This is a genomic window from Neisseria sp. HMSC061B04, assembly GCF_001836705.1.
Classification (GTDB): domain Bacteria; phylum Pseudomonadota; class Gammaproteobacteria; order Burkholderiales; family Neisseriaceae; genus Neisseria.
Genome location: NZ_KV830185.1, coordinates 1 through 21,894, shown reverse-complemented (window position 1 = coordinate 21,894; position 21,894 = coordinate 1). Strand labels below are relative to the sequence as shown.

General features: G+C 49.3%; 20 protein-coding genes. 12 read left to right on the top strand and 8 right to left on the bottom strand.

Going from position 1 to position 21,894, the window contains the following annotated elements:
• Positions 1 to 17 precede the first annotated feature (17 nt).
• The 4 genes from HMPREF2661_RS04420 to HMPREF2661_RS04405 all read right to left on the bottom strand — a co-directional run bounded on the left by HMPREF2661_RS04420 (position 18) and on the right by HMPREF2661_RS04405 (position 5,848).
• Entirely contained in the window at positions 18 to 299 is a 282-nt protein-coding gene (locus tag HMPREF2661_RS04420) for a hypothetical protein (RefSeq protein ID WP_070822485.1), read from the bottom strand.
• A gap of 218 nt (positions 300 to 517) precedes the next feature.
• The gene (locus HMPREF2661_RS11775; RefSeq protein WP_234398662.1) at positions 518 to 1,498 is read right to left on the bottom strand and encodes a hypothetical protein; all 981 of its coding nucleotides are present in this window, start codon (positions 1,496 to 1,498) and stop codon (positions 518 to 520) included.
• Positions 1,499 to 1,617: 119 nt separating this feature from the next.
• Positions 1,618 to 5,025: a transcription-repair coupling factor gene (gene mfd, locus HMPREF2661_RS04410; protein ID WP_070822483.1), complete on the bottom strand. Its 3,408-nt coding sequence runs from the start codon at positions 5,023 to 5,025 to the stop codon at positions 1,618 to 1,620.
• Positions 5,026 to 5,155: 130 nt separating this feature from the next.
• Positions 5,156 to 5,848: a VIT1/CCC1 transporter family protein gene (locus tag HMPREF2661_RS04405; RefSeq protein WP_070822481.1), complete on the bottom strand. Its 693-nt coding sequence runs from the start codon at positions 5,846 to 5,848 to the stop codon at positions 5,156 to 5,158.
• A gap of 297 nt (positions 5,849 to 6,145) precedes the next feature.
• On the opposite strand from HMPREF2661_RS04405, the gene HMPREF2661_RS11595 reads away from it, so the two are divergent.
• The 4 genes from HMPREF2661_RS11595 to HMPREF2661_RS04390 all read left to right on the top strand — a co-directional run bounded on the left by HMPREF2661_RS11595 (position 6,146) and on the right by HMPREF2661_RS04390 (position 9,069).
• Positions 6,146 to 6,292, top strand: a complete 147-nt coding sequence (locus tag HMPREF2661_RS11595; RefSeq protein ID WP_049322342.1) for a hypothetical protein — start codon at positions 6,146 to 6,148, stop codon at positions 6,290 to 6,292.
• 190 nt (positions 6,293 to 6,482) lie between these two features.
• Complete coding sequence (locus HMPREF2661_RS04400) at positions 6,483 to 6,683, top strand: hypothetical protein (RefSeq protein ID WP_003746297.1); 201 nt, start codon at positions 6,483 to 6,485, stop codon at positions 6,681 to 6,683.
• 89 nt (positions 6,684 to 6,772) lie between these two features.
• Positions 6,773 to 8,170 carry an aspartate ammonia-lyase gene (aspA, locus tag HMPREF2661_RS04395; protein ID WP_036491490.1) on the top strand — a complete coding sequence of 466 codons (1,398 nt, stop codon included), beginning with the start codon at positions 6,773 to 6,775 and terminating at the stop codon, positions 8,168 to 8,170.
• A gap of 236 nt (positions 8,171 to 8,406) precedes the next feature.
• Positions 8,407 to 9,069: an NAD(P)H-dependent oxidoreductase gene (locus HMPREF2661_RS04390; RefSeq protein ID WP_070822479.1), complete on the top strand. Its 663-nt coding sequence runs from the start codon at positions 8,407 to 8,409 to the stop codon at positions 9,067 to 9,069.
• Between the two features lie 180 nt (positions 9,070 to 9,249).
• Here the strand turns inward: HMPREF2661_RS04390 and HMPREF2661_RS04385 are convergent, their stop codons facing one another.
• Together HMPREF2661_RS04385 and HMPREF2661_RS04380 are read right to left on the bottom strand one after the other, a co-directional pair.
• Positions 9,250 to 11,451, bottom strand: a complete 2,202-nt coding sequence (locus HMPREF2661_RS04385) for a FepA family TonB-dependent siderophore receptor (protein WP_070822477.1) — start codon at positions 11,449 to 11,451, stop codon at positions 9,250 to 9,252.
• 231 nt (positions 11,452 to 11,682) lie between these two features.
• Entirely contained in the window at positions 11,683 to 11,901 is a 219-nt protein-coding gene (locus HMPREF2661_RS04380; RefSeq protein ID WP_003746288.1) for an HP1242/YdcH family protein, read from the bottom strand.
• Positions 11,902 to 12,123: 222 nt separating this feature from the next.
• Between HMPREF2661_RS04380 and HMPREF2661_RS04375 the strand changes: the two genes are divergently transcribed.
• Together HMPREF2661_RS04375 and glyA are read left to right on the top strand one after the other, a co-directional pair.
• Positions 12,124 to 12,495 carry a hypothetical protein gene (locus HMPREF2661_RS04375; protein WP_070764981.1) on the top strand — a complete coding sequence of 124 codons (372 nt, stop codon included), beginning with the start codon at positions 12,124 to 12,126 and terminating at the stop codon, positions 12,493 to 12,495.
• A 133-nt stretch (positions 12,496 to 12,628) separates the two neighbouring features.
• A complete protein-coding gene (gene glyA, locus HMPREF2661_RS04370; RefSeq protein ID WP_070764980.1) occupies positions 12,629 to 13,879 on the top strand; it encodes a serine hydroxymethyltransferase in 1,251 nt (416 codons plus the stop codon).
• 70 nt (positions 13,880 to 13,949) lie between these two features.
• Here glyA and HMPREF2661_RS04365 read toward each other — a convergent pair whose 3' ends face one another.
• Positions 13,950 to 15,260: a sulfate adenylyltransferase subunit 1 gene (locus HMPREF2661_RS04365; RefSeq protein WP_070822475.1), complete on the bottom strand. Its 1,311-nt coding sequence runs from the start codon at positions 15,258 to 15,260 to the stop codon at positions 13,950 to 13,952.
• A gap of 129 nt (positions 15,261 to 15,389) precedes the next feature.
• On the bottom strand, positions 15,390 to 16,304 hold the full coding sequence (gene yddG, locus HMPREF2661_RS04360; RefSeq protein ID WP_070822473.1) for an aromatic amino acid DMT transporter YddG: 915 nt from the start codon (positions 16,302 to 16,304) through the stop codon (positions 15,390 to 15,392).
• A gap of 179 nt (positions 16,305 to 16,483) precedes the next feature.
• Here yddG and HMPREF2661_RS04355 point away from each other — a divergent pair, with 179 nt between their 5' ends.
• The 6 genes from HMPREF2661_RS04355 (at position 16,484) to HMPREF2661_RS04330 (ending at position 21,719) form a co-directional block, all read left to right on the top strand.
• Positions 16,484 to 16,909 carry a MarR family winged helix-turn-helix transcriptional regulator gene (locus tag HMPREF2661_RS04355; protein ID WP_070822471.1) on the top strand — a complete coding sequence of 142 codons (426 nt, stop codon included), beginning with the start codon at positions 16,484 to 16,486 and terminating at the stop codon, positions 16,907 to 16,909.
• 11 nt (positions 16,910 to 16,920) lie between these two features.
• The gene (locus tag HMPREF2661_RS04350) at positions 16,921 to 17,790 is read left to right on the top strand and encodes an ABC transporter six-transmembrane domain-containing protein (protein WP_036491476.1); all 870 of its coding nucleotides are present in this window, start codon (positions 16,921 to 16,923) and stop codon (positions 17,788 to 17,790) included.
• A gap of 27 nt (positions 17,791 to 17,817) precedes the next feature.
• Positions 17,818 to 18,138, top strand: a complete 321-nt coding sequence (locus tag HMPREF2661_RS04345) for a DMT family transporter (protein ID WP_049322332.1) — start codon at positions 17,818 to 17,820, stop codon at positions 18,136 to 18,138.
• 171 nt (positions 18,139 to 18,309) lie between these two features.
• Positions 18,310 to 20,100 carry an assimilatory sulfite reductase (NADPH) flavoprotein subunit gene (locus tag HMPREF2661_RS04340; protein WP_070822469.1) on the top strand — a complete coding sequence of 597 codons (1,791 nt, stop codon included), beginning with the start codon at positions 18,310 to 18,312 and terminating at the stop codon, positions 20,098 to 20,100.
• Between the two features lie 449 nt (positions 20,101 to 20,549).
• Positions 20,550 to 21,056 carry a hypothetical protein gene (locus HMPREF2661_RS04335; RefSeq protein ID WP_049322330.1) on the top strand — a complete coding sequence of 169 codons (507 nt, stop codon included), beginning with the start codon at positions 20,550 to 20,552 and terminating at the stop codon, positions 21,054 to 21,056.
• Positions 21,057 to 21,146: 90 nt separating this feature from the next.
• On the top strand, positions 21,147 to 21,719 hold the full coding sequence (locus HMPREF2661_RS04330) for a hypothetical protein (RefSeq protein WP_049322329.1): 573 nt from the start codon (positions 21,147 to 21,149) through the stop codon (positions 21,717 to 21,719).
• Positions 21,720 to 21,894 lie beyond the last annotated feature (175 nt).

Here is a 21,894-nt window from a genome sequence, read left to right as displayed (position 1 = left end):
TGGAATTTAGGGCTAATCTACGTCAGCCCCTTATCTAATGTTCCTGAGTATTCCGAACCTGCTAATTTTTGAAATAAAGTAACATTCAGCTCATCGTTGCGGCTAGTTGTTTTGATATCTGAAATACCCATTGCACTATTGCCTAATAAGCCTGTCAAATGCACCTGCCTATTCCCCTTAGCTTCATTGACAGCAACTTTGAAATTCCAAATATCTTCCAACTTAATTTCTTCATTAGAGAAAAAGCAGCCGGATAATATCAAGCCTGCAATACCCAGTATCATTGCCCTCATTTTCATAATAATTCCCTGATCGATTTAGTAACCTTAGGTTTGATTTTCAAAACTGACAGTTTCAGTATTTTCAGACGGCCTTTATTTCATACTGTTTCTGTATTTTCACTTAAAATCCACATGCGTGCGTACCGTACACACGCTACCGAAAGGTTTTATGCATGCTACCGCATTCTTTGTTTGACGCTACTGAAGTAATTAATTTACATTATATGACTTACTAATTACTCACCATCACATTCATATATATCTGAAGATTTCGGATATATAACTTCTAATAAATTATAAATCGACTCAACCTCATTAATATATGATATATCAGAATTATAATGTTTAATACTCTCTCTTCTGGCTGCATATAGGCTGTGATTTTTATCTTGAGTATCATTATATTTATCTTTGTACACTTCGTTATATTTTTCAATTAAGATACATGCCCCTTTTTTTACGCTGTCTTGATTAGATAAATATACGTCTGAAGTTACCTGCATAATGCCAGATGTTTTAATTCTACCAGTCCCAAAAAGTAATCTTTCCATAAACCTACATAATATATGTCTATTAAAGTCTTCATAAATTAAAATCGAATATATTAATGCTTTTTGTTTTTCAATAATGCTATTATCTATATCAGTCCCAATTGCTTCTTCAATAATAGAACCATATTTATGAGAAAAACGATCGTGCTTATGCTTTACATAATTTAATTTCCTATTATTATCTAAAGATGATATTGAAATATCTTTAATAACTTTATATATATAACCAATAATCGCAAACCACAATGCTGTTGTAATTTCTTGTTCCGTTGGCAAAGGGAAGTATCTTTTTTCAATAAAATTTTTATAAACAATGTATGAGATAAATATAGAAATAAAAGCTGTTAGAATATATTTTACCCAGTTTGTAATTTTTAATCTGCCTATGATTAAGATAAAAATAAATCTGATTAAGAAATAAAATATTGTTGTTATATAAATATTTTTTGTTAAATAAAAAAGATTTATTTTATCTAAAAAAACTGATACTACTAATATGAAAACAACAGGAGTAAAAGATCGATTTAATATATTAAATATAGGTTGTTCTTCACTACTGTCAAATGACAATTGGTGATATCCAAATTTTATTGATCTCTTACCAAACCAATTTGATATAAAGAATAATAAAAAAGAAAATAATAAATTCAGTAGCAAATTATCCATGTTACGCCCCATATACATAAATTATAATAAAATAATTAATAATATAGCCTAGTGCAGACTACTTTTTTGCTATTTAAACGCCTTAAAAAGCAGCTTGCACCTTTTCATACGGCCTTTTCTTAATCCTTAACCATCACCCTTTCTTTCAAAGTCTTCAATACGTTCTTCACCGTATTAATCCGCACTTCGATATTTTCCATCTCTGCGGTAAATCGCAGCTTATCCGCGCCGGCAAGTCGGTATTTTTTGTCGTTCTGAATCAGCAGGATGATTTCGGTTGGATCAACATTGTTGTTTTTGCCAAAGGTTACCGTTACCGCTTCGCTGGTCGCATCAATGGTGTCTATACCCAATTCTTTTGCCGCAAGTCGCAGGTGGTGGCTTTCGATGAGGGTTTTGACGGGTTGTTCGGGCAGGCCGAAGCGGTCGACGAGTTCTTCGTGTATGGCGTTGATTTGCTGAACGGTTTCGCAGACGGCGAGGCGTTTGTAGAGGACGAGCCGTTCGTGGATGTCGGGGCAGTAGCTTTCAGGCAGCAGGGCGGGGCTGTGCAGTTTGATTTCGGTGGTAATGCCCAATGGCGCGTCAAGATCGGGCTGGCGGCCTTTTTTGAGGTCGCGCACGGCTTGTTTGAGCATTTCGGTGTAGAGCGTGAAGCCGACCTGTATCATTTCGCCGGACTGCCCTTCGCCGAGGATTTCGCCTGCGCCGCGGATTTCCAAATCCTGCATGGCGAGGGTGAAACCTGCGCCGAGTTCGTCTGCCGCTGCGATGGCGTCGAGGCGTTTTTCTGCGTCTTTGGTGATGTATTCGGGCGTGAGCAGGTAGGCGTAGGCTTGGTGGTAGCTGCGGCCGACGCGCCCGCGAAGTTGGTGAAGCTGAGCCAGCCCGAATTTGTCGGCGCGGTTGATGATGATGGTGTTGGCGTTGGGGATGTCGATGCCGGTTTCGATGATGGTGGAACAGAGCAACACGTTGAATCGTTGCTGCAAAAAGTCGCGCATGACTTGTTCCAGTTCGCGCTCGCGCAGTTGTCCGTGCGCCACGCCGATGCGGGCTTCAGGCAGCAGGGTTTCCAGCCGCTCGCGCATATTTTCGATGGTATCCACTTCATTGTGCAGGAAAAATACCTGCCCGCCGCGTTTGAGTTCGCGCAACACGGCTTCGCGCACGCTGCCTTCGCTGAACGGTTTGACAAAGGTTTTGACGGCGAGGCGGCGGCTGGGTGCGGTGGTAATCAGCGAGAAATCACGCAGACCTTCGAGCGCCATGCTGAGGGTACGCGGAATCGGCGTGGCGGTCATGGTGAGGACATCGACATTGGCGCGCAGGCGTTTGAGTTGCTCTTTCTGGCGCACGCCGAAGCGGTGTTCTTCATCGATGATAACTAAACCTAAGTTTTTGAATTTGATGTCGTCCTGCACCAGTTTGTGTGTACCGATAACGATATCGACCGTGCCGTCCGCCATGCCTTCGAGCGCGGCTTTGGTGGCTTTGCTGTTGTTAAAACGCGAAAGGCTGGCGACTTTAACGGGGAAATCGGCGAAGCGGTCGGCGAAATTTTGCGCGTGCTGCTCAACCAAAAGCGTGGTCGGGGCGAGTACGGCGACCTGTTTGCCGCCCATCACCGCCACAAACGCGGCGCGCAGGGCGACTTCGGTTTTGCCGAAACCGACATCGCCGCACACAAGGCGGTCCATCGGCTTCGCCTGCGTCAAATCCTTAATCACAGCGGCGATGGCGGCGGCCTGGTCTTCGGTTTCCTCGTAGCCGAAGCCATCGGCAAACGCCTGATAGTCCATCTCGTTGATTTCAAACTTGTGGCCTGACTGGGCGGCGCGTTGGGCGTAGAGGTTGAGCAATTCGGCGGCGGTATCGCGTGCTTTTTCGGCAGCCTTGCGTTTCGCCTTGTTCCACGCGCCGCTGCCGAGCTTGTGCAAGGTAACGTTTTCATGCGCCTGACCGGAGTAACGACTGATTAAATGCAGTTGCGAAACAGGCACATAAAGCTGCGCTTCGCCCGCGTATTCGAGCAACATCATTTCGTTGGTTTCCTCACCCAAGTCCATTGTGACCAAGCCCATATATCGGCCGATGCCGTGTTCTTCGTGAACGACAGGGTCGCCGATGTTGATTTCGGCAAGGTCGCGTAACAGGCCGTCTGAAACGGCGGCGTGTTTCTTACGATGATGTTTGCGCGAGCGGGCAACATATTGATAAAGATCGGATTCGGTAATAACCGCGATGTTTTGATCTTCTAATTTAAACCCGTAAGCCAACGGCGCCACTGTAATCATCAGCGGCTCATGCGCCGATAAAAAGCCCTGCCAGTCGGACACGCTTTTGGCTTTCAAGCCGTTTTGCTGCAAGAAACCGAGCATGGTTTCGCGTCGTCCCAAACTTTCGGCGCACAGCAAAATCCGTCCGTTAAAGGCCGTCTGAAAATCCTTCAATGCCTGCAACGGCTCGTCGGATTGGCGGTTCACGGCAAGATCGGGCAAGGTGTGTTCCTTGCCGGAAACATCGGGCAGCACCTGTCCGTAGTTTTTCAGACGGCCTGCGAATACATCAGCAGAGAGATACAAATGCTGTGGAAGCAAAGGCGGATAGGTTTCATCGCCCTGCGCCATGGCGTAACGCGATTTGACGTCGCTCCAAAAACGGTTTGCTTCGGCGTGAACATCGCCCAAAGAGACAAACAGCGCATCTTCGCCGATATAGTCAAACAGCGTGTCCAGCTCATTTTCAAAAAACAGCGGCAGATAATATTCCACGCCCGCGCCGAAGTGTCCGTTGCTGACGGCTTTGTACACAGCGGCATCGTTCGGATTGCCATCGACTTCCTCGCGGAAGCGGCTGCGGAAAATCTTTTGCGCCTCGCTGTCGGTGGGGAACTCGTGCGCCGGCAACAGGCGGATTTCGGAAACGGGGGAGATGGTGCGCTGCGTTTCGGTGTCAAAGGTTTTGATGCTGTCGATTTCATCGTCGAACAAATCGATGCGGTACGGCATTTCGCTGCCCATCGGGAACAAATCGACAATGCCGCCGCGCACGGCAAACTCGCCCGCCGCCACAACATGGGAAACATGGTTGTAGCCCGCATCCACCAAATCGGTTTTCAGACGGCCTATATCCAAAGTCTGCCCGGTTTTCAGCCAAAACGTGCGCCCCGCCAAAAACGGCACGGGCGGCAGCTTCTGCATCGCCGTGGCAACCGGTACGAACAACACGTCCGCCGCGCCACTCTTAATCTGCCACAACGCCGACAGCCGCTCCGACACCAAATCCTGATGCGGCGAAAAACGCTCGTAAGGCAGCGTTTCCCAGTCCGGCAGGAACACCGCCGTATCGTGCGGACGGAAAAACAGCCATGCCGTCTGAAGGCGCAACGCCTGTTCCGCATCTTGGGTCAGCACGACTTTGAGCCGCTTATGCGGCAGATAACGCGCCAAAGCCAAGGGCAGCGAGCCTTGCGAAAGATTGAGCCAACGGGATTTTTCACGGGGTTTGGGAATCGGATAGGTCATGACAAAACAGTGTGCAATAAGTCAATACAAGCACCGCAGGCCGTCTGAAAATTTTTCAGACGGCCTTTAGCGATCAAATCAATTTTCAATTTTACTGGATACAGGTTTAAAAGAATACAAGGCCTTACATTTAAACCGCCACGCCGGCCAATTTCCCAATAAACCCGGTTATCGCCAAAGCCGCCACGCCCCACAGACACACGCGTATAACCGCAGGAACAACAGGCGCACCGCCCAGTTTGGCGGATACATAACCCAGTAATGCCAGGCCGAACAAAGTGGAGACTGCCAAGGCCGGAACAATGGCGCTAGAAGCTGTCAACGCGACCAGTAAAGGCAAAATCGCGCCGGCACAAAATGAAGCGGCAGAAGCCAGCGCGGCCTGCATGGGACGGGCTGCCGAGGTTTCGGTAATGCCGATTTCGTCGCGCGCGTGGGCGGCGAGTGCATCGTGTTCCATCAAGGCTTGCGCGACTTCGGCGGCAAGTGCGCCGGACAAACCGCGGCGGCGGTAAATTTCAGTCAGTTCTTCCAACTCTGCGTCAGGATTGTTTGCCAATTCGTGGCGTTCTTTGTGCAAATCGGCTTTTTCCGTATCCGATTGGCTGGACACAGAAACGTACTCCCCCGCCGCCATCGATACCGCTCCCCCGATCAGCGCCGAAACACCGGTCAACAGCAGGGTTTGGAAATCGGGCGTGGCTGCGGCTACGCCCGTCAATAGCGAGGCAGTGGAAATCAGCCCGTCATTGGCCCCCAATACGCTTGCCCGAAGCCAATTGTTGCGGTCGCTGAAATGGCGTTCGCTGTGGTGTGAATACATATATGCTCCGATAAATTGGCGGTGTCCAGATGATGATAACATTGTATTGTTTTTTGAAATCCATGTCAGTTTATCTCTTCAAATCAAGCATTCTTAAATCTTTCTGCTGCCATTTAAAACCATAAAACCAATACTCTTCTTTGGCTTTTTTCAGACGGCCTTAACGCTTTTGCAAACAAATTTATTGTTCCAAGTCATGGCATTATTATAAGACCGTTTTGCACTACTTGGTTTATCGCTCTAAAGATGCTATCTTTATGAATCTTTCCACTCCCTAATCCATTGAAAGGATATATCATGGCTGAAGAAAACAAAATCAAAGTAAACGATTTGCCTGAAGATAAAAAAGAGCAAACCGAAGAAACCGAGCTGCCCGTTGTCAACAACGAAGAAAAACGCGGCGGCCATGGCGAAGGCGGTTGCTGCGGCGCATGCGGCGGCTAATCTTCCCGATATAGTCCCAAGGCCGTCTGAAAAGTCTTACTTTTCAGACGGCCTTTTCTTTTCTAAACAATAACAGGTAAATGAATGAAAGGACGAAGTAAGGGAATTTAAACCTTGCCGTGTTTGTGCTACATTCATATCTTTACAAACCACAACAATCTGCACACGCAGACACACAAGGAAGAAAAAAATGTTTTGGTATATCGTTGGTTTTTTCGCCTTCATCGTTTCCCTGCTTTCCCTTTGGGTCAATGCCAGCGCATTCGGCATGGAAGAGGATGGCACGCCGCAATCCGAATATGAAAAAATGTTGGGACTGGGTGCGAAATTGAAAGATAAAGAGACGGCCGCGAAAGAACGCGAAGCGGCACGTTTTCACCCTGACGATTAAGCCTTACCGACTGGACAATCTTGCCGAACTGGGCTAATGTTCCAAACGCATAACGCACACCAACACAACTATACGAGAAGGTAAGAGAAATGACTGTACGAATCGAACACGATTTATTGGGCGACCGCGAAATCCCCGCCGATGTTTATTGGGGTATCCACACGCTGCGCGCCATTGAAAACTTTAAAATTTCCACGCAAAAAATTTCCGACGTACCGCAATTTGTCCGCAGCATGGTGATGGTTAAAAAAGCCACCGCGCAAGCCAACGGCGCATTAGGTGCCATCAAGCCGGAAATTGCGGCCGCCATCGAAAAAGCCTGCGACGAAGTATTGGTCAAAGGCCGGTGCCTCGACCAATTCCCGTCCGACGTTTATCAAGGCGGCGCCGGTACTTCGGTCAACATGAACACCAACGAAGTCATTGCCAACCTTGCGCTGGAAGTGTTGGGATACGAAAAAGGCCGCTACGACATCGTCAATCCGATGGATCATGTCAATGCCAGCCAATCCACCAACGACGCCTATCCTACCGGCTTCCGCCTTGCCGTGTATTACAGCATCGGCGAATTGCTCGACAAACTGGCTATCCTGAAAAACGCCTTTGCCGCCAAAGCCGAAGAGTTTAAAGACGTTTTGAAAATGGGTCGCACCCAACTTCAAGATGCCGTGCCGATGACTGCCGGCCAAGAATTCCAATCTTTCCAAGTATTGCTGGAAGAAGAAATCCTCAACCTCGACCGCACCCGCTCCCTGCTGCTTGAAGTCAACCTCGGCGCTACCGCCATCGGTACGGGCGTGAATACACCCAAAGGCTATGCGGCTTTAGTCGTTGAGAAACTCTCCGAAGTCAGCGGCCTGCCTTGCAAACTGACTGAAAACCTGATCGAAGCGACCTCCGACTGCGGCGCATATGTGATGGTACACGGCGCATTGAAACGCACAGCCGTCAAACTGTCCAAAATCTGTAACGACTTGCGCCTGCTCTCTTCCGGCCCGCGCGCCGGTTTGAAAGAAATCAATCTGCCTGAATTGCAGGCCGGTTCTTCCATCATGCCGGCCAAAGTCAATCCGGTAATTCCTGAAGTCGTCAACCAAGTGTGCTTCAAAGTCATCGGCAACGACACCACCATCACTTTCGCGGCCGAAGCAGGTCAGTTGCAGCTGAACGTCATGGAGCCGGTCATCGCCCAATGTATGTTTGAAACTATTTCCCTCTTGGGCAACGCCGCGGTCAACCTGTCCGAAAAATGCGTCAAAGGCATTACGGTCAACCGCGAAATCTGCGAACGCTACGTTTTCAACTCCATCGGTTTGGTCACTTACCTGAATCCGTACATCGGCCACCACAACGGCGATTTGGTCGGCAAAATCTGCGCCCAAACCGGCAAAGGCGTACGCGAAGTCGTACTGGAGCGCGGCCTGTTGAGCGAAGAAGAGCTCAACCGCATCCTCTCACCAGAAAACCTGATGAATCCGCATCTGTAATCAGGATTTGAAATCAAAGGCCGTCTGAAACTTCACTTTTAAAATTTCAGACGGCCTTTTCATATTCATATTGATACTTAATCGATTTTTTCTGCGAAATTCAAAATTAAAAGATAGCCTAACCGCAGGGTTTGATTTAACATGGTGCTGCCCTATCCTGTTTTCTCCTCCAATTCACGCAAACCGGATATCGGCAAAACGGTCAAAATAACATCTTCATTTATTAGGAAAAACCAATGAGTAAAATTACACGCGAACAAATGCTGCAAGTATTCGAAAATCGCTGCTCCACCCGTTATTACGATCCCGACAAAAAAATCAGCCAAGAAGATTTTGCAGCGATTTTAGAATTTGCCCGCCTCTCGCCCAGCTCTGTCGGCTCCGAGCCATGGAAATTCTTGGTGATTCAAAACAAAGCCCTGCGTGAGAAAATCAAGCCTTTCAGCTGGGGGATGCAATTCCAACTGGACGACTGCAGCCATCTGGTGATTATCCTTGCCAAGAAAAATGCCCGTTACGATACCCCGTTCTTCCGCAGCGTTGCCGAACGCAGGGGCTTGCAAGGCGAGCAGCTGGAAAAAGCGTTGGCAAAATATAAAAGTTTTCAGGAAACTGACATAAAAATTGCCGACAACCAACGCGCGCTCTTTGACTGGAGTAGCAAGCAAACCTATATCGCTTTGGCCAATATGCTCACAGGCGCAGCCGCCATCGGCATCGATTCCTGCCCAATTGAAGGCTTCAACTACGACAAAATGAATGAAGTATTGGCGGCAGAAGGCCTGTTTGATGCCAACGAATGGGGCGTATCCGTAGCGGCAACATTCGGCTATCGCGCCAAAGAAATTACCAAAAAAGCACGCAAACCGATTGAAGAAATGGTAACTTGGGTTGAATAAGCGGTTTGGATTTTCAGGGCGGCGAATACCGCCCTTTTATTTTTTTCTAAAAGATAAGTAAATTCCGTAATGACAAAGACCACTAGAAATCCAAATAAAAAGGCCGTCTGAAACCCTGTGTCAGAAATCCTAGATTTCATTTCACAACGTTTCAGACGGCCTTGTTTAATACGCTACTGCTTAAAACGATACTTTCAAACTGCCGTAGAAGGCACGGCCATGTTCGTTGTATGTTTGTGCGCCGGCAGTTGTGCGGTACAGTTTTTTATTGAACAGGTTGCTGACACCGCCACGGACGGCCACGCGTTTGTTCCAGTTGTAGCCGGCATTGATACCCCAAATGCCGTAAGAGCCGACTTGCGTTTGGTTATGTTCAGAAGTCAAAGGAGTAACCCCTGCACGCAGATTACCGTTTTGCTCCAGTTTATTGATCGCCACGCCACGCGGTTTGGTACGACCGTAGTGGGTAAAGGTCAGGTTGGCATCAAAACGTTCGTTTGGTGTCCAAGACAGCGTGCTGTTAAGGGTATGCTTCGGTACTAGAGACAATGGATTGCCTTGATAATCTTCAGATTTGTGCATGTAAGTGAAATTGTTGCTCCACTTGAGTGTGTCATGCAACGGAATCACCAAGTTGCCTTCGATACCCGAAATAGTCGCTTTCGGCGTATTTTCCCATTGCAAAAGCCAGTTGCCGATATTGCTGGTGGCAATGATATTTTCACCAATCACGATTTTGTTGCGGTACGCGTTGTGGAAATAAGTCGCAGAAGCCTGCCAGCCGTTTTTATTGAACTCAAGGCCAATCTCTTTATTGATACTAGTTTCGGGTTTCAAATTATTATTACCCATGTAGTAGCAACGGACACTGCCCGGCGCATCAATCGGACAACCTTGACCGCGCGTGTACAGGATAAAGTCAGGATTGGTTTGATACAGATTTGGCGCTTTATACGCACGGGCAATACCGCCTTTGACCAACCAGTTTTCGCCGATTTGATGCGAGAAGTTCAAAGCCGGACTCCAGTTGCTGCCGCTGTCACTGTTGTGGTCGAAACGGATGGCCGGAATCAGATGGGTTTTGTCGGTCAACGAAATATTGTCTTCAACGTAAGCTGCCCAGTTGCGTTGCGATGCCTTACCGCCGCGTACTGCTGAAATACCATCAAACACATCAGTTTTACCTTGGTCTTTAAATCCCTGACTATTGGAGGCAGGATCGTCCAATTTGCTGTCGGTAAATTCCGCACCGACCGTCAATACATTATCGACACCAAGTTTAAAAGGAATATTTGCTTCGCTGCTGAAGCGCAGGTTTTTCAGACGGCTTTGAACAAAATCCAAGCCTGTATAGCTGCCTTCCGGACCGCCGGTCAAATATTCAGGCAAGTGGCTATTGACTGTACGCTCATAACTGATCACGTTTTTGGTATCGCCCCATTCCCATGCACCGTCATGCGTTAAAGAATAAGCGGAACGGTATAAGCGGGCGGTTTCGGCTTTACTGTCGGCCAGAGAATTAACCAAAGTGGAACGCGGATTGCTGTTTTGCGTATCGCCGTTGTAGATATTGCCCTGACGGCTGTAACTGCTGTCCAAAATCAGCGTTTGCGCAGGGCTGATTTTCCATTGCAGACGGCCTGCGATGTCTTTATTGCGTACGCCTTCGACACCGGCCGCGCTGTCATTACCGTGTCCGGCATTAATATCGGCAGCATCAGCATCCGTTTTATTCAGGTTGCCGTAAATGCGGAAGCCCAAAGTATCTTGAATAATCGGACCGCTCAAATTGAAGCCGATACGGCGGGTTGCGCCTTCTTTGCTGTCTTGCGGCTGATTGGCGTAAAGATTGACCTGGCCTTTAAATTCTTTAGACACTTTTTTGGTAACAATATTGACCACGCCGCCCATCGCGCCGGAGCCGTAACGCGTTGCCGCCGGACCGCGTAAAACGGTGATGGATTCGATTTCTTCAACCGGTACCCAGTTGCTATCGCCGCGCGTATTGCGTTCACCGCGCATACTGATACGCTCGGACTGGCGCGAGTTTACAGGCTTGCCGTCAATCAGAATCAATGTGTTTTCAGGGCCCATACCGCGCAAGTCGATTTGGCGTTTGTTGCCACGCTGACCCGTCGCTGTATTGCCGGTCAGGTTGACGCCCGGCATGGTGCGGACAAATTCGGAAATATCGTTGACAGCCGGACGCTTGTCGATGTCGTCTTTTGAAATACGCGATACGCCCAGCGACTGTTGCAGTTGCTTCTCGGCAGTAACGTAAACGGTATCGACTTCAGCCTGTTCGGCAGCTTTCTCTTCAGCAGCGTGAGAGAATGCGCTGATTAATGCCAAAGGCAAAATGGCGAGTGTGAATGTTTTCATTGCATCGTTTCTCTTTAACTTTGTTTATTAAAATCAAAATAAAAATTATTCAGGATTTTAAATAAACTTAACAGAGTTTTCAATGCAATTAAGAGTGATTTACAATTATTCGTTAAATTAAGCCAATAAAAATAACCAAATGCCTAATAATTAAAAAGGCCGTCTGAACCGGCATGAAAGGGAATCTGAGATTTCCATCATACCGTTCAGACGGCCTTATTCAAATTTTAATTATTTGCCTGCTGCTTTTTGCAAAAGGGCATACAATTCGTCTTTGAGTTTGAGTTTGGCTTTTTTCAGCTCCTCAATTTCTTCGGCGCCGCTGGTTACCACATTGTTAACCAAACCGGTAATTTTATCGTCCAGCTCGTTGTGCTCCTCAAACAAACGGGCAAAGTGTGCATCCTCTTGTTTCAGTTTAGAAATCAGATCGCGATATTCTGGAAACATTTTGTTTTCCTCTCTTGTTAATTAAATAAAAAAAGTACTGCTGCCAAAAACTAGGACGAATTAATCTTTAGCTTCATTATAACAAACACGGGCGTTTTATCCAGTCTTTTTTAAGCCGAAACTGTTTTATGTCAAAATTAACAATATCACCATCAGCCATCGTCCCAATGGAAAGAAACGGGTTTATAGACGGTTTGCCGACTTGGGCATACAATCGGGCTTATGCGTTTACACAATGGCCGAACCACCCTATTCCGTCATATCAACGGCATGGACGGACAATTTATCCTGCTTGAAAACCATCCTTCATGGATGCCGGTCAATGATGCCGATTTCAACCATGCCGCGCCCCTGCCCGACGGCTTGGCCGTGCACGAAGAATCGTTTTATCCATTTGAAAAAATAGATGCCGAATCGGCAGACAATATCAAAATCTTCAGCGAAGAAGCCCTACGACTGGAGAAAGAGCGTTTAAATGCGGCGGCCATGGCCGAGCTGGCAAAAAATCTTCAAGCCGCCCAAGCCGAAGCCGATTTGGCCGCGCTTTTGGAAAAAATGGATTTTCATTTAAAACAAGACGATATTTTCAAATGAATCCTTCAGATCCAGGCCGTCTGAAACCAAACGCCTGACGAAATTGTTGACAATGTGAGAAAAATAGTTCATCTTGAACCAATCCGCAGTACTCCATCCCTTATTTTCAGCCCAACACAAAGGAACCGAGAACATGTTTTCAAAAAGCGTTACCCTCGCACAATATGACCCCGATCTGGCAGCCGCCATCGCCCAAGAAGACCAACGCCAGCAAGACCATGTCGAGCTGATTGCTTCAGAAAACTACGTCAGCTGCGCCGTAATGGAAGCCCAAGGTTCGCAATTGACCAACAAATACGCCGAAGGCTATCCGGGCAAACGCTACTACGGCGGCTGCGAATACGTTGATATTGTCGAACAATTGGCGATTGACCGCGCTAAAGAGTTGTTTGGCGCAGAATATGTCAACGTCCAACCACACTCCGGCTCGCAAGCCAACCAAGCCGTATATGCTTCTGTTTTGAAACCGGGCGACACCATTTTGGGCATGTCTCTGGCACATGGCGGCCACTTGACCCACGGTGCCAGCGTCAATATTTCCGGCAAACTCTACAACGCCATTACTTATGGTTTGGATGAAAACGAAGTTCTCGATTATGCCGAAGTCGAACGCTTGGCGCTTGAACACAAACCTAAAATGATTGTGGCCGGTGCATCTGCCTACGCGCTGCAAATCGATTGGGCAAAATTCCGCGAAATCGCCGATAAAGTCGGTGCCTACCTCTTTGTCGACATGGCGCACTATGCCGGCCTGATTGCCGGCGGCGAATATCCCAACCCCGTACCATTCTGCGACTTCGTCACCACCACTACCCACAAAACCCTGCGCGGCCCTCGCGGCGGTGTGATTTTGTGCCGTGACAATACCCACGAAAAAGCGTTGAATTCCGCCATCTTCCCAAGCCTGCAAGGCGGCCCGTTGATGCACGTTATCGCTGCCAAAGCCGTAGCGTTTAAAGAAGCGTTGCAACCCGAGTTCAAACAATACGCAAAACAAGTGAAAATCAATGCCGCAGCAATGGCGGAAGAGTTGGTCAAACGCGGTTTGCGCATCGTTTCCGGCCGCACCGAAAGCCACGTTTTCCTCGTTGACCTGCAACCGATGAAAATCACCGGCAAAGCCGCCGAGGCCGCTTTGGGCAAAGCACACATTACCGTCAACAAAAACGCCATCCCGAATGATCCGGAAAAACCGTTCGTTACCTCCGGCATCCGCATCGGCTCCGCCGCCATGACTACACGCGGCTTTAACGAAGCCGACGCGCGCGTATTGGCGAACTTGGTTGCCGACGTATTGGCCAACCCCGAAGACGAAGCCAACCTCGCCAAAGTCCGCGAACAAGTGACTGCTTTGTGCAATAAATATCCGGTTTACGGCGCATAAGCATTTCGCCTTGGATAAAATAACAGGCCGTCTGAAACTTCAGACGGCCTTTTTTATTGCAACTTTTCTTTTAAATTTCAAAACTGTTTGTTTCGCTGACTTTGCGTATCATGCCTGCCGCGACAGTATGGTTGGTGGCTTCGTCAATCAAAATAAACGCGCCTTGTGCATGGTTGTCTTCGTATGCGGCAGCGGCGAGCGGCTGCTGGGTTTTGAGGCTGACGCTGCCGATGTCGTTGAGCTTGAGCGTTTCGGCGGATTCGACCCGGCTGAGGGTATTGACGTCCCAAACGTAGGCAATTTCGCTGATTTTTACGGGCGTGGTTTGGGTCGTGTGTTTCAGCAAATATTTGCGGCGCAGATTGAGCGGAATATCGTCAAACCAGCAAAGCGCGGCTTGGAATTGTTGCTCGGGAACAATGGCGCTGTCGGCTGAAACAATGCTGTTGCCGCGTGAAATATCGATGTCCGTATCCAAAACAACGGTCAACACTTCCCCTGCTTCGGCAGATTCGGTTTTACCGTTGGCATTGTAGATTTCGGCAACTTTGGCAACATGGCCGCTGGGCAGAACTTTGACTTCATCGCCCACTTTCAGACGGCCTGCTTCCAATCTGCCTTGATAGCCGCGGAAGTCGTCGCTGCTGCTGCCGTCTTGGCGCGCCACGCGTTGTACGGGAAAATGCGCGGCTTGATCGGCGGCGTTTTGACGGTTGACGGGCAGGCTTTCGAGCAAAGGCAGAAGCGGCAAACCTTGATACCACGGGGTTTGGCTGCTGGCATTGACGATGTTGTCGCCTTTTAAGGCGCTGATGGGCAGGAAGTGGATTTGGGCTTGGAGGCCGATTTGCTCCGCCAGTTTGCGGTAGGCTTCGGTAATGGCTTGATATTTGGCTTCGTCAAAGTCGAGCAGGTCGAGTTTGTTGACGGCGACGATGATGTTGGGGCAGCCCAAAAGTTTCAGAATCGCGCTGTGGCGTTTGGTTTGGGGTAGGAGGACAGGTTCGCTGCCTGAAAAATCGACGCGTGTGGCATCGACCAAAATAATGGCGGCATCGGCAGTCGATGCGCCAGTAACCATATTTCGCGTGTATTGCTCGTGTCCCGGCGTGTCGGCAATGATGAATTTGCGTTTGGGCGTGGCGAAATAACGGTAGGCCACGTCAATGGTAATGCCTTGTTCGCGCTCGGCGGCAAGGCCGTCTGTCAGGCTGGCAAAGTCGGGCGTTTCGCCGTTTTCGGCAGCACGGTTAAGCTTGTCAATCTGGTCGGTCAGTAAGGTTTTGCTGTCGTAGAGCAGGCGGCCGATGAGGGTGGATTTGCCGTCATCGACACTGCCGGCGGTAATGAAGCGTAAAAGTGGAGCGGAAGCTGCGGTCATGATTCTTTCCCATTTCTCGTGATTTCTCAAACTGACTGCTACTTTAAACAGGCCGTCTGAAAATGGGAAAGAATGTTTGGTTGTTAAAAAAGCTGTTTTCGTTATATCGCGAAGCTATGGGATATTGCCTCACGCCATCTGTTTTCTCCGGGTCGCCAACCAACACACAATCGATCCTAAACACACCATTCCCGCACCCTGCCAAAATGTCATGGACAAAGGCGCGCTAATCAAAAACGAAGACACTACCGCAGACAATCCCGGAATGAAATAAGATGCGCCTGCCAATACGGTCAGATTACCGCGCGAAATACCGATATTCCACACTGCATAGCCCAAGCCCATACAAGACGCGGCGGCAACGGCATAGCCGAGTGATACGGAGTCAAAATTCAACGTATCCGCGCCGCTGAGAAAATACTCTATCCACAACAGTATCGACACCAGTGCAAAGAAGAAGCCGACGCTGCTGCCTTCCGCCTTTACGCGCGCCGTCAGCGTACAATATGCCGCCCAAAACACTGCGTCCGCAAATGCCATGATGTAGCCGCCGGGATTGGTGCGGACATTGTGGTAAATGCCGGAAATCGACAAGCCGACATCGCCGCCCAGTACAGTGGCAATCCCTAAAAACGACAGCACAAAGCCGATGACTATCCACCATTTTGACGGCTGTTTGTTGAAATATACCGCCCCGACGATGGTAAACGTCGGCCATAAATAATTGACCATACCGATTTCCACCGCCTGTCTCGCGTTTTGCGCAAAACCGACCGAGAGCGACAAACACAGTTCGCAGCCGACAAAAAACACACTCGCCCAAAACAGATAGCTGCGGTTGTAATTGCGCAAATGCGGCCGGCCGAAAATCAGCCAAATCAATACGGTAGACAGGGTGTACATCATTGCCGCGCCGCCCACTGCCCCCATATGCAGGCTCAAAGAGCGTATCAGAGAAATGACAAAGCTCCACAAAGCAACGGCAAGCAACCCGATGGCAGTGGCTTGTTTAGAGGAGATGTTTTGAGATAAGAAATGAATCATGGCGTATGTGTCGAAGATGTTATTAGGTCTATCGTAGTTTGAATATATCGTTTCTACATTAATTATTTTAACGGTTTCAAGGCCGTCTGAAAATGATTGTTTCAGACGGCCTTCTATTTGCAATTAGTCCTAAGCATGACTATAATCTGCATCCAATTAGTCAATATTGAGACCAATTTATGAATCAGCTCGACCAACTCGGTATGCGCATCAGCCACATAGACAGCGCATTTGACCAATGGATTAAACAGCAAAACACCAACTACAACACCTTAGCCGTTCTCTACACCTTAGCCACCGAAGGCAGCCGCACTCAAAAATACATAGGCGAAGAATGGAGCCTGCCCAAGCAAACCGTTTCCGGCACATGCAAAACGCTGGCGGAACAAGGCTTGCTGACATTTCACGAAAGCGAACAAGACAAACGCGAACGCTTATTGTCGCTGACCGAGCAAGGCAAAGAATCCGCCGCACCATTGGTGCAAAACATGCAGGAATTCAGCAAACGAATTTTTACCACCTTCGGTGAAAAACGTGCAGCCCGACTGTTTGCCGATTTGGACGCGTTGGCCGAATTAATGGCGCAAACCCTCAATACTAAATAAGGAGGGCAACCATGTGGAAAATGTTGAAACACATCGGTCAAACACACCGCCGCAAACTCATCACAACCTTCTCTCTCGTCGGCTTGGATAACCTGCTCTTGCTGGTATACCCCGTGTTTGGAGGCTGGGCAATTAATGCCGTTATGGAAGGCAAAGTCTGGCAGGCAATGTTGTATGGTGTGGTGGTTTTATTGATGTGGATAATCGGAGCCGCCCGCAGGATAGCCGATACGCGCACATTTACCCAGATCTATACTGAGATAGCCGTCCCTGTCGTTTTGGAACAGCGCAAGCGAGAAGTACCGCATTCCGCCATTACTGCACGCGTCGCCCTATCGCGTGAGTTTGTCAGTTTCTTTGAAGAACACCTGCCCATCGCTGCTACTTCGCTGGTCTCCATCTTCGGTGCATGTATGATGTTGCTGATATTGGAATTTTGGGTGGGCGTATTGGCTGTCGCGATACTTGCCCTGTTTTTATGGTTGCTACCGCGTTTTGCCGCCATCAGCGAAAACCTATATTTCCGTTTAAACAACCGGCTTGAACGCGACAACCACCTTATCCGCGACGGCAACGAGCATCAGCTCTACCGCCACTACGGCTGGGTTGCCAAACTACGCGTACTGATTTCCAACCGCGAAGCCTTAGGCTATCTCAGTATCGGCATGGCAATGAGCGTATTGTTCGGCTTCGCCTTTATACACATGACGCTTAAAGGCTACGGCAGCGCCGGCCATATCTATTCCGTCAGCACTTACTTATGGATGTTTGCAATGAGCTTGGACGACGTACCGCGCTTGGTCGAACAATACTCCAATCTAAAAGATATTGGACAACGCGTTGAACTCTCGGAAGAAAATAATCTTTCCAAGGCCGTCTGAAACCTTAACACACTATCAGGACATATTATGAGTTGGTTTTATTTAATCTTAGCCGGCATGCTGGAAATCGGCTGGCCATTGGGCTTGAAGCTGGCACAACAGGAAGGCTACCGCTGGCATGGCTTTGCCGCCGCACTTGCCTGTATCGCCGGTAGCGGATACCTTCTTTACCTTGCCCAAAAAAGTATTCCGATGGGTACAGCCTACGCCGTTTGGACAGGCATAGGCGCGGCAGGCGCATTTTTAGTGGGCGTAGCCTTTTTCAACGATGCCGCCAACTTCGGCCGCTGGCTCGGCGCATTCTTAATTATTTCAGGCGTAATCGTCATGAAACTTTCCAGCCATTAAAAAACCGCAAAGGCCGTCTGAAACCAAGACGGCCTTCTTATATTCCGAATATAACGAAATCATCTTAAATTAAAACCAAGCATTCTTTCCTTTTTTCAGACGGCCTGTTTAAAGTAGCAACTGTTCATTATTCAAACAATCGGCTATAGCCGTCCCAACAAAGGAAACAAAATGAGCCAAGCCAATCCACTGCCTACCGAACTCTCCGCCCAACTCTCCGCCCTATCCCCCACCCAACTTGCCTGGCTCTCCGGCTATTGCTGGGCGCAAAGCCAAGGCGTATCCGGCACAGCGGCCGAACCGACCATCCTGCAAGCAGCCGCCCCGACAGTCAGCCGCCGCGTGTTAGTCCTTTCCGCCTCCCAAACCGGCAACGCACGCAGCGTTGCCGAATCCTTACACGCCAAACTTCAAGCCGCCGGCGTAGAAGCCCGCCTCAGCAGCGCAGGCGATTTCAAAAGCAAAACCCTGCCTGACGAAGACATCGTCCTTTTGGTTACCTCCACCCAAGGCGAAGGCGAACCGCCCGAAGAAGCCCTACCCCTGTACAAATTCATCTACGGCAAAAAGAAACCCGACCTCAGCAAACTCACCTTTGCCGTCTTAGGGCTTGGCGACTCATCCTATCCCAACTTCTGCCAAGCAGGCAAAGACTTTGATGCCAAATTTGCCGAACTGGGCGCAGGCCGTCTGAACGACTTGGGCATTTGCGACTTAGAGTTCCAAGCAAATGCCGACGCATGGGTAGCCGCCATCGTACCCAAAGTAGCCGAATTGACCGCCCAAGCAGCAAGCCCTAGTGCAAATACCGCAGCACACAGCCCGGCCACCCCAAGCAGCGGCACCGCATACACCAAAGAAAACCCCTACACAGCCACCCTCTCCGTGCGCCAAAAAATCACCTCACGCACCGCAGAAAAAGACGTCGAACACATCGAAATCGACCTCAGCGGCTCAGGTTTGCATTATCAGGCAGGCGACGCACTCGGCGTATGGCCGCTGAATGCCGCCGACCTCGTTCAAGAAATCCTCGACCTCAACCAACTGACCGGCAGCGAAACCGTCCAACTTTCAGACGGCCGCGAAACCGGCATCCGCACCGCCCTGACCGAATCCGCAGATATTACCCAAAACACACCGGCATTCGTCCAACAATACGCCGAATTAACAAATAACGAAGAACTCAAAACCATAGCCGCAGATAAAGCCCAACTGGACGCCTACCTCGCCGTCACACCGCCCGTCGGCGTATTCGCAGCCTATCCGCACCCACTGGACGCACAAACCCTATACAGCCTCTTCCGCCCACAAACCCCGCGTCTCTATTCCATCGCCTCCGCACAAGACGAAGTCGGCGAAGAAGTCCACCTCACCATCGGCGTCGTCCGTTTCGACCACCACGACCACACCTACACCGGCGCAGCATCCGGCTACTTGGGCGAACGCCTCGAAGAAGGCAGCGAAGTCCGCGTCTTTGTCGAACCCAACCCCAACTTCCGCCTGCCGCAAAACGGCGATACACCCATCATCATGATCGGCGCAGGCACAGGCGTCGCCCCCTTCCGCTCCTTCATGCAACAACGCGCCGCCAATGGCGACAGCGGCAAAAACTGGCTCTTCTTCGGCAACCAACGCCTGGCCGACGACTTCCTCTACCAACTCGAATGGAGCGATTGGCGCAAAGACAGCCTCCTCACCCGCGCCGACCTCGCATGGAGCCGACAAGGCGAACACAAAGTCTATGTCCAACACAAAATCACCGAACGCGCGGCCGAAGTTTGGAACTGGCTGCAACAAGGCGCACATATCTACGTCTGCGGCGACGCCGCACGCATGGCACGCGATGTCGAAAACGCCCTGATCGAAGTCATCGAAACCCAAGGCAAACTCAGCCGCGACGAAGCCGAGGACTACCTCAACGACCTGCGCGAAGACAAACGCTACCAACGCGACGTTTATTGATTGGATAAGCCAAAATAAAGGCCGTCTGAAAGCTGGATTTCAGACGGCCTTTTTAAGGAACTTGCTCGGATTGTTATCAATTTATCTTGTCTTGCATTATAATTGTGCAAATTTGACTCACTCGAAAGAAAATAAATTGGAAGGATTACAACAACTTGTAGATTTATTGGTGGGTTTTATCGATTGGATATTGAAATTACTGGCCTTCTTGTTTTAAACTACGTTCCATACTTTTATACATTAAAGACGTATTTTCATCATGCAAACCGCGCAATGCTCTGCTACTTTCTTCTATTGGTACCACACAAACGTGCGGTACTTTTTTGCGCTTGTCTGAAACAGACCAAATTGAAAATACGCAAATCAGAGCCGCCTCAATTGAGCGGCTTTTTTTATACCCACCATGGCCGCTTAAATCCACCCATTTTTAAGAAATAAGGAATACAGCCATGACCGCTTCAACCAAAATCCACAGCCAAACTCAAATGTTACACACCTGCCGCATGGTCGTTGATAGCAACAGCCACCACAGCATGCCCAACACGCTCACTTTGCCTGATACGCCCGACAACCTCATCAGCGAAGCCTTAATTCCGCAAGTGCGCACCATCGCGACTTTGATTGCCGCAGAACGTCACGATTTCAATCAAAGCAGCCCCAGTGTTTTTACCGATGAAGCGGATTTCTTCGCGGCGCGTATTTTGGTTTTGGGCGTACGCCGTTTCCATTTGGACATTACCCTGTTGCCCATGCTCAAAACCGCCAACAAACGCGCCGAAGCCTTCGCCAAACGCCATCACATGCCCTTCTCTCCTGCTGAAATGCAAATGTCCCTGCACACCCGCCGCCCTGCCAACCTGCTGATTATCGAAACCGAACACGAGATGCCTGCACTGGGCAACCTGGCCGCCAACAGCCGTGCATTTGCCGCGCAACTTTCCAATATTATTTTGTAAAACCACTTGAAAAACAGGGAAATGGTTTAATATTAGGCAAACACACTCCGCCGAAATCTCGGCAAAGACAAACTTCTCTCAGGAAAAACAATGAAAAAACTGATTGCCTTAGCCGCCCTTTCCACTTTCACCCTTGCTGCCTGCAAAGACAATACCCAAGCGCAACTTGAGCAGCAACAAAAACAAATCGAAGCATTGCAACAACAGTTGGCACAACAAACAGGCCAACAAGAAGACAATACGGTTTACCAGCTCACGCCAGAAGCCGTGAAAGACACCATTCCTGCCGAGGCACAAGCCAACGGCAACAACGGCCAACCGGTAACCGGTACAGACGGCCAACAATACATCTACGACCAATCCACTGGCAGCTGGCTGCTGCAAAGCTTGGTGGGTACGGCAGCCGGTGCATTTATCGGCAACGCATTGGCCAATAAATTCACACAAGCGCGCAATCAAAACAGCCCGATTGCCCGTCAAGCCCGTGCCAACTATTATCAAAGCGCACGTCCAAACGGACGCACCAGCCAACAGCTGAATACACGCACCCTGCGTGCCCAGCAACAAAATGCCCAGCAGCAACAACGATACCGCGAAACTACGCGTCAGCCTTCCAACTACCGCCGCCCAAGCATGGGTCGGGGCTTTGGCCGCCGTCGCTGATTCGGTTTATATCCCATCTTTGATATAAACGCTCCCAATATAAAAGGCCGTCTGAAAATCAGATTTTCAGACGGCCTTTGGTTTCTTAGCTATCTATTCTGAATAACTCGATAGCCATTTTCTACGCTTTTACCTGTCTTGGCACAAAGTTCATCACCGCATCGCACGATATTGG